Origin of the sequence: Alkaliphilus serpentinus (assembly GCF_009017255.1) — a bacterium.
Lineage (GTDB): Bacteria > Bacillota > Clostridia > Peptostreptococcales > Natronincolaceae > Alkaliphilus_D > Alkaliphilus_D serpentinus.
In genome coordinates, this window is sequence record NZ_WBZB01000025.1 from 25,439 (window position 1) to 38,727 (window position 13,289).

The 13,289-nt window shown below is 36.9% G+C and carries 16 protein-coding genes and 2 other annotated features (1 of these 18 cut by a window edge); of the genes, 1 reads left to right on the plus strand and 15 read right to left on the minus strand.

Annotated elements, in window-relative coordinates; genetic code table 11:
* Nucleotides 1-5: 5 nt before the first annotated feature.
* The 8 genes from pheS to infC form a co-directional block, all read right to left on the minus strand.
* Nucleotides 6-1,025 (minus strand): phenylalanine--tRNA ligase subunit alpha, encoded by a 1,020-nt coding sequence (gene pheS, locus F8153_RS08380; RefSeq protein WP_151865909.1) that lies wholly within the window; start codon nt 1,023-1,025, stop codon nt 6-8.
* A gap of 52 nt (nt 1,026-1,077) precedes the next feature.
* Nucleotides 1,078-1,298 (minus strand) — a binding site (T-box leader).
* A gap of 31 nt (nt 1,299-1,329) precedes the next feature.
* Nucleotides 1,330-1,419, minus strand: coding sequence for a YqzL family protein (locus tag F8153_RS08385; protein WP_151865910.1), 90 nt, complete (start codon nt 1,417-1,419; stop codon nt 1,330-1,332).
* Between the two features lie 109 nt (nt 1,420-1,528).
* Entirely contained in the window at nt 1,529-2,332 is an 804-nt protein-coding gene (locus F8153_RS08390) for a TrmH family RNA methyltransferase (RefSeq protein WP_151865911.1), read from the minus strand.
* Nucleotides 2,333-2,341: 9 nt separating this feature from the next.
* Nucleotides 2,342-2,992 (minus strand): potassium channel family protein, encoded by a 651-nt coding sequence (locus F8153_RS08395; RefSeq protein WP_151865912.1) that lies wholly within the window; start codon nt 2,990-2,992, stop codon nt 2,342-2,344.
* A gap of 11 nt (nt 2,993-3,003) precedes the next feature.
* The gene (locus F8153_RS08400) at nt 3,004-4,353 is read right to left on the minus strand and encodes a TrkH family potassium uptake protein (protein WP_151865913.1); all 1,350 of its coding nucleotides are present in this window, start codon (nt 4,351-4,353) and stop codon (nt 3,004-3,006) included.
* A 299-nt stretch (nt 4,354-4,652) separates the two neighbouring features.
* Nucleotides 4,653-5,012, minus strand: a complete 360-nt coding sequence (gene rplT, locus F8153_RS08405) for a 50S ribosomal protein L20 (RefSeq protein WP_151865914.1) — start codon at nt 5,010-5,012, stop codon at nt 4,653-4,655.
* Nucleotides 5,013-5,039: 27 nt separating this feature from the next.
* Nucleotides 5,040-5,231, minus strand: a complete 192-nt coding sequence (rpmI, locus tag F8153_RS08410; RefSeq protein ID WP_151865915.1) for a 50S ribosomal protein L35 — start codon at nt 5,229-5,231, stop codon at nt 5,040-5,042.
* 20 nt (nt 5,232-5,251) lie between these two features.
* Nucleotides 5,252-5,761, minus strand: a complete 510-nt coding sequence (gene infC, locus F8153_RS08415; protein ID WP_151865916.1) for a translation initiation factor IF-3 — start codon at nt 5,759-5,761, stop codon at nt 5,252-5,254.
* Nucleotides 5,762-6,200: 439 nt separating this feature from the next.
* Between infC and F8153_RS08420 the strand changes: the two genes are divergently transcribed.
* A complete protein-coding gene (locus F8153_RS08420; protein ID WP_151865917.1) occupies nt 6,201-7,772 on the plus strand; it encodes an ATP-dependent metallopeptidase FtsH/Yme1/Tma family protein in 1,572 nt (523 codons plus the stop codon).
* Between the two features lie 60 nt (nt 7,773-7,832).
* Here F8153_RS08420 and F8153_RS08425 read toward each other — a convergent pair whose 3' ends face one another.
* From F8153_RS08425 to thrS, 7 genes are all read right to left on the minus strand, one after another.
* A complete protein-coding gene (locus F8153_RS08425) occupies nt 7,833-8,351 on the minus strand; it encodes a GGDEF domain-containing protein (protein ID WP_151865918.1) in 519 nt (172 codons plus the stop codon).
* Between the two features lie 29 nt (nt 8,352-8,380).
* Entirely contained in the window at nt 8,381-8,653 is a 273-nt protein-coding gene (locus F8153_RS16075; protein WP_192929728.1) for a hypothetical protein, read from the minus strand.
* 170 nt (nt 8,654-8,823) lie between these two features.
* Nucleotides 8,824-8,991: a hypothetical protein gene (locus tag F8153_RS16080; RefSeq protein WP_192929729.1), complete on the minus strand. Its 168-nt coding sequence runs from the start codon at nt 8,989-8,991 to the stop codon at nt 8,824-8,826.
* Nucleotides 8,992-9,117: 126 nt separating this feature from the next.
* The gene (locus F8153_RS08430; RefSeq protein ID WP_151865919.1) at nt 9,118-9,870 is read right to left on the minus strand and encodes a class I SAM-dependent methyltransferase; all 753 of its coding nucleotides are present in this window, start codon (nt 9,868-9,870) and stop codon (nt 9,118-9,120) included.
* Nucleotides 9,871-9,889: 19 nt separating this feature from the next.
* A complete protein-coding gene (locus tag F8153_RS16735; RefSeq protein WP_151865980.1) occupies nt 9,890-10,024 on the minus strand; it encodes a GyrI-like domain-containing protein in 135 nt (44 codons plus the stop codon).
* 61 nt (nt 10,025-10,085) lie between these two features.
* Nucleotides 10,086-10,844, minus strand: a complete 759-nt coding sequence (locus F8153_RS08440) for a transposase (RefSeq protein ID WP_151865920.1) — start codon at nt 10,842-10,844, stop codon at nt 10,086-10,088.
* Between the two features lie 313 nt (nt 10,845-11,157).
* On the minus strand, nt 11,158-13,071 hold the full coding sequence (gene thrS / locus F8153_RS08445; RefSeq protein WP_151865981.1) for a threonine--tRNA ligase: 1,914 nt from the start codon (nt 13,069-13,071) through the stop codon (nt 11,158-11,160).
* A gap of 85 nt (nt 13,072-13,156) precedes the next feature.
* Nucleotides 13,157-13,289 (minus strand) — a binding site (T-box leader) (it continues 85 nt past the right edge of the window).

Below are 13,289 nucleotides of genomic sequence, written 5' to 3' on the forward strand. Positions count from 1 at the left end.
TCCTATTAAAATTGATTTAAGAAACGCATGTCATTCTCAAACAACAGACGAATATCATCAATTTCATATTTATTCATAATTAAGCGGTCAATTCCCATACCAAAGGCAAAACCGCTGTAAATTTCAGGGTCTATACCACAGTTTCTAAGGACATTGGGGTGAACCATTCCACACCCCAATAGCTCTATCCAACCGCTACCCTTACAAAAGCTACAGCCTTCACCTGCACATTTAAAGCAGCTGGCATCAACCTCAGCACTGGGTTCAGTAAAGGGGAAATTGTGGGGTCTAAACTTAACCTTTGTTTGGCTACCAAAGAAGTGTTTAACAAATACCTCCAGAGTTCCCTTTAAATCTCCTAGGGTTATTCCCTTATCTACAACTAAACCCTCCAATTGGTGAAACATTGGAGAATGGGTAGCATCCGGGGTATCATTTCTGAAGCATCTTCCTGGTGATATAATCCTGATGGGAGGCTTCATTTTCTCCATGGTTCTAACCTGTACTGGTGAGGTTTGGGTTCTTAATAAAAGATCCTCTGTTATATAAAAGGTATCACTAATATCCCTTGATGGATGATTTTTAGGTGCATTTAAAGCATCAAAGTTATAGTAGGCGGTATCTACCTCTGGCCCCTCCACCACCTTAAAGCCCATTCCGATAAAGATGTTCTTGAGCTCATCCATCCCCTGAGTGATAGGATGCTTCTTACCAATTTTTACAGCCTTTCCTGGCATTGTAACATCAATAGCCTCTTTTTCTAATTTTTGTTGAAGTTCCTTTTCCTTCAACTGATCCTTGGCCTTTGAAAGAAGGTCTTCAATAGTTTCTCTAACCTCATTGGCAATCTTCCCAACAAGGGGTCTCTCTTCAGCAGAAAGGCTACCCATGCCTCTTAATACCTCTGTTAGCTCCCCCTTTTTGCCAAGATATTTAACTCTGGCCTTTTCCAACTCCTCTGTGGAAAGGGCCCTTTGAATCTCTTCACTGGCCTTTTGTTGCAGTTCTCTTAATTTTCCTTCCATTCTACTACTCCTCTCTAAAAATGTTTTCAAAAAATATAAAAGCCTTCATCCCATAAGGGACGAAGGCATGCTCCGCGGTACCACCCTAATAGCGCATAATAGCACCACTCGTAATATATTTAACGGAATTACCCGGCAGGACCTACTACCATTTCAATCCTACAGCTCTGGAGTGAAATTCTATTGTACTTGTTATAAAGGTGCTTTCAGCCCAGTGGCACCTTCTCTCTAAAAAACAGTCTACAATATACTTGTCTCCTTCTCTGCAAATAAGTATATGAATATGTTCATCAACACAAAATAATTAATTCATAATCAGTTCTTTATAGATTAAATAGGCTGTTACGGATCCGGTAAGTTCAAAAATTCTCCAGAAAATTTCAGAGGTTTTCATTATATTACACTCCTTCCTTAGCCATTATAGATTTATTATAGCATAGGTTAAATGGCTTAACAAGGAGCTTTGCTGTTAGTTTTTAAGTTTTTTGAAATTTCTTACCATTTTATTGTTTTCCCTCTACTGCTTTATATATTAAGATTGCTGCAGCTATAGAAGCATTAAAGGATTCAATTTTCCCATAAATAGGGATTTTAATTCTTTCATCGGCTTCCTCTAAAATCCTTTTGCTGATGCCGTTGGCTTCATTGCCGATAGCTATTGCAAACCGATTGCTATAATCTATATCTAGATATAGGGTTTTGGTATCAACATCACTGGCTATGAGCTTTATTTTCTTTTCTTTTAGAGTAGAGATCAGCTCTGCTTCGTCATCCTCCCATTGAATAACTGGTATATGAAATATGGCACCCATTGAGGCCCTTAGGGCTTTACTATTATAGGGATCGACAGAGCCTTTAGTTAGAATAACACAATCTGCTCCAGCCCCTTCTGCTGTTCTGATAATGGTACCCATATTTCCAGGATCCTGAATTCTATCAAGGGTCACAATAAATAGATTGTCTTTGTTAAAAAGCTTTTCTATATCAATGCTTTTTATACTTGCAACAGCTAATATACCCTGAGGATTTTCTGTATCTGAAAGCTTGTCCATAAGCTTATCATCAACTTTGTAGATTAAAAAATTATCCGATAGCCTAGTTAACAGCTGTGGTCCCCCATTGACCTTCAATAGCCCCTGGCTATAAAGAACCATTTCTAGATTTACGCCATTTCTTATGGCCTCCTCTAACATTCGTACTCCTTCAACCACAAATTGCTGTTGCCGTTGTCGATTCTTTTTAAGCTTTAAGCCATTTATGCTTTTGATTATGGGATTTCCTTCACTGGTGATGATTTGATCTACCAATTAAATCACCTATTCCCTCTCTAGCTTCTTAAGATCATTATTATGACCAATAACCACTAGAACATCATCTTTGTTTATAATATCTTTAGCAGTAGGTGAAACATTTATTCTGTCACCCTCATGCTTTATGGCCATTACGTTAATACCATATTTAGATCTTATATTGATCTCTAAAAGACTTTTCCCTATCCAATCCTCTAGGGCAGTAACCTCCATAATACTATATTCTGGAGCCAATTCAATGTAATCTAAAATATTGGTATATACTAGATTATGGGCAACTCTCATTCCCATATCCCTTTCTGGAAATACCACCCTATCGGCACCAATTTTATATAGAACCTTTGCATGCATTTCATTTTGAGCCTTTGCTACAACATATTTCACACCAAGCTCCTTAACAATTAATGTGGCCATAATTGAAGATTGAATATCGGAGCCAATGGTTATAACTGCAACATCAAAGTTGCGTATGCCTAGTGATCTAAGGGCATGCTCATCGGTGGCATCTGCTTGAACAGCATGGGTAACCTCCTCTGATATATTCTGAACTATATCTTCGTTTCCATCGATGGCCAAAACATCATGGCCCATCTTATATAGGGTTTTTGCTACACTGCTTCCAAAACGACCACAGCCAATTACAATATACTGCTTCATTTTAAACACCTCTATCCAACAATAATTTTTTCCTCCGGATATCTTATCGTTCCTTTATTTTTTCGTTGCTGAGTGGCAAGGGCAAAGGCTATTGTCAGGGGTCCAAGCCTTCCAATAAACATTGCTATAATAATAATCACCTTACCCAACTCACTAAGCTTAGAGGTTATTCCTAAAGATAAGCCTACTGTTCCTAAGGCTGATACTCCCTCAAACAACACCTCCATAAAGGTAAAGCCTCCGTCAGAAATGGTTAAGGCCATTGTTATAAAAATTATGAGTCCCATTCCTACAACTCCCAAGGTTAAAGCACGATTAACTGCAAATCTTGAAAGCCTTCTTCCAAATAGCTCTGTATCCTCCTTACCCTTTATAACAGAAATAATCGTAAACAGAATCACTCCGAAGGTTACCGTTTTAATACCCCCAGCTGTGGATGCAGGAGAACCCCCGATATACATAAGTATAATCGTCAAAAGCTTAGATGCATTTGTAAGCTGACTCATCTCAATAGTATTAAAGCCCGCTGTCCTAGGAGTTACAGATTGAAAGGCTGAAGCCAGAACCTTACTTCCAAAATCCAACTCCCCAATAGTATTGGGATTATTCCACTCCAATGCCATAAAGGCAAAGAACCCCATTGAGATAAGGAGGGCTGTCATAAATAGTACGATTTTGGCATGAAGACTTATTTTTTTGAAGTTTCTAGTTCTTATCAATTCTACTATGACTGGGAAACCTAAGCCTCCAAATATGATTAAAAGCATTATTGTAATATTCACCACAGGATCTGAAACATAGGGAATTAAGCTAACTCCCCCACCAACAATATCAAAACCGGCATTACAAAAGGCAGAAATAGAGTGGAAGATGGAAAAGGCTAAGCCCTTAGACAAGCCTAATTGAGGTATAAACCTAGTGGATAATAATATGGCTCCAATACCTTCTATTACAAGGGTACCAATTAAAATGTATTGGGTAAAGCGAACCAATCCCGATAGGGTATTTTGATTTAAAGCCTCCTGCATGATGAGCCTTTCCTTTAGTGAAGTTCTTTTTCCTAAAACAATGGCAAATAACGTAGCCATGGTCATAAAGCCTAAACCGCCTATTTGTATGAGTATCAGTATTACGGTTTTTCCAAAGGCTGTCCAATAGGTGCCTGTATCTACAACCACCAGTCCAGTTACACACACTGCAGAAGTAGATGTAAACAAAGCATCTAGGAAGCCAATACTTTTACCAGTAATTGAAGCGAATGGTAGATTTAATAGAATTGCACCAATAAAAATAACGGATGCAAATCCCAAAATCAATACTTGAGTAGGGTCTAGCTTGTTGCCTTTAAATTTTTCCACCATACTGTATCCCCCTCATTTGAGAAAATCATAATATATATAATATAGTTATTATAGCATTAAAGAAAAAATATGGAAAGTAATATGAAGAATTCTTAAATAAAGTATTGCCAAAGAATAACATATCATTCCCATTTTTATTGACCCATCAGAAATGATGAATTTTATAGTTCACAGTTATGGAAAGCCCCATAACCCTTTTACTATAAAAACCCAGCATTCTTACGTATTTATGTGTACGTTCCAATGACTGGGTTTTCCTATAACTGTTTTTTTAACAGTTAAACTATTCATACTGGATTTTATGCGTTTAATTTTTGCTTTACTGTTTCAACCAATTGAGCAAATCCCTCTTTATCATTAACAGCCATATCTGCAAGAACTTTTCTGTTCATTTGAATGCCGCTAGCCTTTAATCCATTAATGAATCTTGAGTAAGACAATCCATTTGCTCGAGTTCCTGCATTGATTCTTGTGATCCAAAGCTTTCTAAAATCTCTTTTCTTTTGCTTTCTTCCAATGTAGGCATACTTTAAAGCCTTCATAACAAACTGATTAGCTGGTCTAAAAAGTTTACTTCTTGCTCCTCTAAAGCCTTTAGCAAGCTTTAATATTTTTTTATGTTTTTTACGTGCATTTACAGCACCTTTTACTCTAGCCATTGTATTAAACCTCCTTTTCTAAATTTACTATGGTAGTAATTGCTGAATACGTTTTTGGTCACCTTTTGAAACAATTGCTGCTTGTCGGAGATTTCTCTTTCTCTTAGCAGACTTCTTTGTTAGAATATGACTTTTAAAAGCTTTAAAACGCTTGATTTTACCTGTTTTAGTTTTTTTAAGTCTTTTTGCTGCTCCTTTATGGGTTTTCATTTTTGGCATTGTGTGTTCCTCCCTTCAAATTATGCATTCTTTGGTGCTAAAATCATGATCATTTGTTTCCCTTCAAGTTTTGCTTCTTTCTCTATAGTGCAAACCTCCGTAAGCAAAGAGGCAAATTCAGCGATAACCTTTTGGCCCATGCTGGTGTTGCTTAATTCTCTACCTCGGAACCTTAAAGTAACCTTTACTTTATCTCCACTCTTAAGGAATTTCAAAGCTTGATTGGCCTTAACGTTTAAGTCATGCTCCTCTATGTTTGGGCTAAGTCTTACTTCTTTAACAGAAACAATCTTTTGCTTCTTTTTAGCTTCCTTTTCCTTTTTTGCAAGCTCATATTTGTACTTTCCGTAGTCCATGATTCTGCAAACGGGTGGCTTTGCTTGGGGAGCGATTTTAACTAGATCTAAGCTTTTACTAACAGCTAAGGCATAAGCTTCCTTACCTGACATAATTCCCAACTGCTCTCCTTCAGCATCAATTACCCTTACTTCACGATCTCTAATGTCTTCGTTAATTTGCAACTCATTCAAATCCCTAATAAGCTGACACCTCCAATTAAATTTTGTTTTATATTTTATACAATAAAAAAAGCAAATACTAATGTATTCGCTTCAAAAATCATAGAAAAATTATAAGTAACCAACTATAATCATCCTATTAACCCTGCTGGTCTTAAACCACAAGGTGAGAAGCGAAACTTCTACTTTGTTGTCATCTATAATATGTTATCAATTCCCACAAGATTTGTCAATAGTATTTTATATTATAGTATGCACCATTTCCTGATATTTTTCCATAGGTTTATCAATGAAGTGGTTTATCCAAGTAAAAAACTGATATAGTTTCAACATCAAATTAAGATTGCATTATCTACTTAATTTTTCCTGTCTTAATATTGCCTAAGTCTATAATTTTTTATATTCATTTGGGTTAACATATCATTAGAGACAATTATAAGGTGGTGCGGTAATGAAAAAACGAATAATATTTGTACTCCTATGCATCTTTATAGCTTTGTCTGTAATGTCTGTGTTACCTTTATGGGGTGATACTGGTATAAAAAGCAAGCTCACCAGCTACGATAGAATTTTGGTAATCGGTATAACCTTTGTACTGTTTTTTTATTATAACAAATTAGATCATTCTCCACAATATGCCCACGCAACAATCAATAACGATAAAAAGGAAAAGGATCAGCATAATGCTGAGATTTTCACAAAGCCCAAAATTACCTTTGAAGATGTGGCAGGCTTAGATGAGGTTAAGGAGGAGCTTATTGAGGTTATTGATTTCATTAAGAAAACAGAGAAGTATAAGAAAATGGGAGCTAAGATCCCCAAGGGTATTCTGTTTTATGGCCCTCCCGGTACAGGAAAAACCCTTTTGGCATCAGCTGTAGCTGGGGAAACAAAATCTGCCTTTTTTTCTGCCAGTGGGTCTGAGTTTGTGGAAAAATATGTAGGTGTAGGAGCAAAAAGGGTAAGAGCCTTATTTGAGAAGGCTAAGAAAGAGGCCCCCAGTGTGATCTTTATTGATGAAATAGATGCAATTGGGGCAAGGCGGCATTTGGAGAGCAACAACGAAAAGGATCAAACCCTTAATCAGCTGTTGGTTGAGCTGGATGGTTTTAATACCGATCAGACGGTGGTAGTTATAGGAGCAACCAATCGATTAGATCTATTAGATGAAGCCCTGATGAGGCCTGGACGCTTTGATCGTCATATGTATATTGGCAATCCCAGCATGAAGGCTAGGGAGGATATTCTAAAGGTTCACACCAAAAACAAGCCTCTAAGCAGCGAAGTTTCTATAGCGGATTTGGCTAAGAAAACCCATGGGATGAGTGGCGCCCATCTTTCAAACATAGCCAATGAAGCTGCAATAATCGCCGTAAGAGAAAATCAAGAGGTTATAAGCTCTAAGCATTTTGACCTAGCAATTGAAAGGGTAGTTGCTGGTCTGCAGGTTAAAAATCCTAATGTTTTATTAAAAGAAAAGGAAATTGTATCTTACCACGAGGCGGGTCATGCCCTAATAGGTAAGCTTTTAAAAACCGATATGATCCAAAAGGTTTCTATTATTCCCAGGGGACAGGCGTTGGGATATGTGCTGCAAATGCCCCAAGAAGACCGATATATCCTTACTAAGGATGACTTAATTAAAAAAATGATGGTTATGCTGGGAGGCAGAGCATCGGAGGAGGTTGTATTTAACCACTTGTCAACAGGAGCTAAGGATGATTTGAAAAAGGTTACGGATTTAGCTGCCCAAATGGTATGTGAGTATGGTATGAGTGATTTAGGCTATATCAGCCAAGAACCATCTATGATTAAATCCTTAAGTAGAGAAATTAATAAGGAAATGAATAAAATAATAGATGGCTGCTATAAGGATACCCTTGAAACCTTAAAGAAGAATCAAAATCAGTTAGATATCATTGCCACAGCCCTAATGGAAAGGGAAACCTTAAGCTTTGATGAGCTGAATGAGTTATTAATTGAAGATAGAGACACCCAAGAAGAAAAGCTAGCGGCAGTATGATGATAAAGGCCATGAGTAGCATCATGGCCTTTTATATTGACATATTCCTTAGACTACATGTTATTTACTTACACAATTTCTCCCCTTTTTCTTAGCGCGATACAATGCCTTATCTGCGTTTTTGAGAACATCTTGGGGTAATCTTGTGTCATTGGTCTTTTCCGCAACCCCAATGCTTATGGTTATACTTAATTTCTTTTGTTGACCATTGTTCTTAGTAACGGTTTTGGGCTTATTCTTTGGGCGATTCTTACCCCTTAGAACAAAGGAGCGCTTTTCGATTATTTGTCTTACCTCCTCCAGTAGGGGCAAGGCCTCAGATACTGTTTTACCTGGAAAAAGAATTGTAAATTCCTCACCACCATAACGATATGCCTTTCCATTTCCATGAACCTGCTTTATGTTGGCTGCCACCATTTTTAAGACCTCATCACCAACATCATGGCCATAACGATCATTGAATTTTTTAAAGAAATCAATATCCAGCATGGCAATAACATAGTTACCACTAAGTTTTAGCATGGCCTCTTTAAGGGCCCTTCTGCCTGGTAAGCCCGTTAACTCATCAAGATAGGACATATTATAGGTAAGTTGAATGATTGCACCAATTAAAATAATCCCTCCACCAGTAAAAAGATGGTAATTAGAGGATTATTTTCAACAAAATTTAGCGAAATAAAGGCCAGTGCCAAGACTCCCAATAGAAATGGCTCTAGAAAAGCCCTATATAGGATGGCCTTCATTAGTAATATCCCTCCCACAATAAAAAACAAGAGTATGGCATAATCAGGTACAGAGGTTTTTAACCAAGGAAATGCATTTGTAGAAAGTTTAGTAATTATTCCATTACTACCATTAAAATAAACCCAGACTAGAATCAAAGTCTGTATGAATATAAAGGCAAATCTTAACAGACCCCATATGCTAAAGTAGCCCCTTTCCTTAAGAAGGGAAAAAATCAGGATATTTAAGGGTATAAAAAAAGAAATAGCTATATTTACATTGGGGTTATTCCATAGGGTATTAATGGCTATATAGCCAATAGATAAGGTTAGATAAAAAAAATTCGACTTCGGTTAAACCAAAAGGCCATAAGCATACCAAAGGAGAATATAACATAGGGGGCATACTGGGTTATTGTAACCATGGCTGGAGATAAGGAGTCTAAGAAAAAGTAGTATGCAATAGTAAGTGCTGTGACAATTATTGAAATAATCAAATCTCCGCCTCCTTTTTATTCCTTCTTTAAGGAAATAATATGAGAATATCTATGATTAAATTATATCAATCTTTGACATTTTATTCAATAGATGTCGAAAGGGAGAAGCCTAAGCTTCACTCTTTTTTACTTTTTTGAACATTCATATATCACTGTTTTGTCCTCTGGAGTTGCAGCTTCTTGGGTATATGCCCTTAGAGTTTTTAACATCTTAAAACCTACCTCTTCTAGTATTTCTTTAAATTCATGAATCCCATAAAGCATGATGTACAAATCCATGGATTCTGTTTCAATTATTTCTCCTCCATCTATAAGCTCATACTTCAAAGGATACTTAATCAGCTTATTGCTTTGGTCATATTGAGATTGGTTACTTTCTACAATAACCTTACCATCTTCCCTTTCTAAAGCCTTAGATTGTTTCCAAGTATTATTATTACTGCCCTTAATGTTATCTGTTAGAATCTCTATAACAAATTTCCCATTAGGTTTTAAACAATTATACATGCTTTTCAAGCTTTCTAAGAGCTTCTCCCTTTCTTTTATGGTGACAAAGGAGCCTCCCGGTGTAATAATAAGGTCATATTTAATATCAGACTTAAAATCCTTAGCCTTTGAGTTCATCACTCTACAGTTTAAATTCCTTTTGCTAGCCTTCCTCCTACATGCAGCCAGCATATCTTCAGATAGATCAAAGCCTTCTATATCATATCCCATCTCTAAGAAGGGGATTAAAAACCTTCCTGAACCACACATGGCCTCTAATATTTTTATATCCTTATTTTTAAAGTATCCTAGATAAAAATCAAACTCATCTTCAGGAGGTTTAGGCTTATCTAAATCATACAACTGTGTACACAAGCTTCCGTAAAAATTCATACTCTATCCCCTTTAAATTTTATATTTTTACAACTGGAATATATATTTCCATAATAACATCTGTTGCTGAATGGCATCTCTCATCATAGAATTCAAATTCTACCCTTCCATCAGCAAATTCATAGCCTGAATTTTGAAACCATATTTCAAATATATACCTTCAAGTGTCCTTAATGGTTTTTACAAATCCATCACAACGGGGACGGTTCTCATTGCTACACCTTGGCTATGGCTCTTCTATTGATTCCTGTTATTCGCGATACCTGAAGTATCGAAACTTTTTCTAAAGCTTTTGCTTTCCGCAACAAATTATTTCTCTCTATCTTCTCCAACTTATGGATATCAGCGATATTTTTTAGATTTCCAAGCTGGATAATATGCCTTTTAACTTTTTCATCACTTAATCTGCTGAATTCATCTATTTCCATACACCTATCATTATTGATTTCCATCATATAATCAATATATCTTACTATGGCCTTTTCTCTATTAGTTGCTAACATATTTAAAAAGAAATCTGTATCTATTAATTCCTCATTATAGATATAACTTTTATAGCTACTCCATTTGAAGTCTTCTATATTTGCTATTCTTGCCTTTATTGGATTTTGATGAATGTACCTTATTACTGAATAAAAGTACTTATCATCTTCTACTACCTCGCTTTTATATCTATCCTGAAACAAATGCCCCACTCTTTCATATTTAGAATTAAAATAATAAACATAGCTTGTACTTATTTTCTTAATGATATCTGAAATATTAACCTCATCTTCCTTTAATAATAAATGAAGGTGATTATTCATAAGACAATAGGCATAGAGATTAAACATAGTTTCTTTCTTGAATCTTAATAATGTATCTAAGAATCTCTCCCTATCCTCATCATCCTTAAAGATATCTTGTTTATTTACTCCCCTTACCATTATATGATAAATACCTGTATTGCTTTTTACTCGTGCTAAACGTGGCATATGATCCCCCTTATGAATATTTAATTTGATTTTAATGCTATAGTAAGCAACATCATACTATGATAGTTTTGTAAATACGCTAGTAATATTTACATTATAAGGTTATACATACTAATTGTAACATCGTTTCTTTTTATTGTAAATAAAAGGCGCAACGAGAACCGTCCCCATTGTGCCTTGGCTGAACTTCTTCGTTGCATCATTACTGATAAATTACCACTTATAATACTTTCAACAGGTCTTAAATAAAACTAAAGGCGAAGCCGTAGCTTCACCTTTATCCTTGCACAATGAGAACCGTCCCTATTGTGCATTATACTAAAATAACCTTCTTATCGATCTCTTCAATTAAATCCTTCATAAAGCCATCTATCTTAACAACCCCCAGCTCTCCCTTATCACGGGATCTTACTGCTACGGTACCAGCCTCGGCTTCCTTTTCCCCTACCACCAGCATATAAGGTACTTTTTGTAGCTGGGCTTCCCGGATTTTATAGCCAATCTTTTCATTTCTAGCATCCACCTCAACCCGTATATCCTTAGCTTGAAGCTTTTCCTTAATGGTATTGGCATAATCGTTGTATTTGTCTGTTATGGGCAATACCTTTACTTGAACTGGTGCCAGCCAGGCTGGAAATTTACCTGCAAAGTGCTCTATTAAAATCCCTATGAATCTTTCAATGCTTCCATAAAGAACCCTGTGGATCATAATTGGTCTATGTTTTTCCCCATCTGCACCAACATAATTTAAGTCAAAGCGTTGGGGCATCTGGAAGTCCAGTTGGATAGTACCGCATTGCCAGGTACGACCAATACAATCCTCAAGCTGGAAGTCTAGCTTAGGACCATAGAAGGCACCATCCCCCTCATTGATTTTATAGGGCAGACCCTTGGATTCCATAGCTTCCTTTAGAGCATTGGTTGCCAAATCCCATTCTTCATCGGTTCCCATGGCCTTCTCAGGCTTAGTTGAAAGCTCAATGTGGTACTTAAATCCAAATAGCTTATACATGTAATCGATGAAATTAATCACCCCTATGATTTCATCCTTGATTTGCTCTGGCAGCATAAATAGATGGGCATCATCCTGTGTAAAGCATCTCACCCTCATTAATCCATGAAGAACTCCAGATAGCTCATGGCGATGAACCAAGCCTAGCTCTCCCATACGTATGGGTAGATCCCTATAGCTATGCATTTTCCGCTTATAGGTTAAAATTGCTCCGGGACAATTCATAGGCTTAACGGCATAATCTCCTTCATCTATTTTAGTAAAGTACATGTTCTCCTGATAATGATCCCAGTGGCCTGACTGTCTCCAAAGCTGTTCATTTAAAATGATTGGAGTTTTAATCTCTTCATACCCCCATTTGACATGCTCTTTCCTCCATAGGTCCTCCAGCTGATTCCGTACAATCATACCCTTTGGATGGAAGAAGGGGAAACCTGGACCCTCCTCTTGAAGACTGAATAAATCCAGCTCTTTGCCAAGCTTTCTATGATCTCTCTTTTTGGCCTCCTCCAGCCGGTGAATATAATCCTCGAGATCCTTTTTCTTTTCAAAGGAAGTTCCATAAATCCTCTGAAGCATTTTATTGTTTTCATTACCCCTCCAATAGGCCCCAGCCACACTTAGGAGCTTAAATGCCTTAACCTTTCCAGTGCTGGGTAGATGGGGGCCTGCACAAAGGTCAACAAAATCCCCCTGTTTATAGAAGGATATTATGGAATCCACTGGGAGGTCTTGAATAAGCTCAACCTTATAGTCTTCTCCCTGCTTTTTCATAAAGTCAATGGCTTCACCCCTTGGCAATTCAAACCTTTCAAGGGACAAATCCTCTTTAACAATCTTCTTCATTTCATCTTCGATTTTCTCTAAATCCTCAGGAGTAAATTTATGGGGTGAATCAAAATCGTAGTAGAAGCCATTGTCTATTGCCGGTCCTATTGCCAATATGGTTTCTGGATATAGTCTTTTTACTGCCTGGGCAAGGATATGGGCACTGGTATGTCTGAAAAATTCCTTACCCTCCTCATCGTCAAAACGAAGGATGTTTAAATTACAATCCTTGGTTATATTGAAGCTTAAATCCACCAGCTGGTTATCTAATTCACCGCCAACGGCTACTCTGGCAAGGCCTTCGCTTATGTCCTTAGCCACTTCATATACCGAGGTACCCTTAGTTACCTCCCTAGAAGAACCATCCTTTAAAGTAATTTTTACCATTTCCATTCTCTACGCCTCCTTTTTCTTTAATATTTAAATTCGATTAATCTACTAAGGTCCAAAAACAAAAAATCCCTCATCCTACTGATAGGACGAGAGACATATTTCCCGCGGTTCCACCTAAATTGATAAATCCACCTCTAATGACTATAACGGAGTCACCGGTTTAACTTTTGTCGTAGACTACTAATAAACAGCTCCAAGGTTAGTTTTCAGCT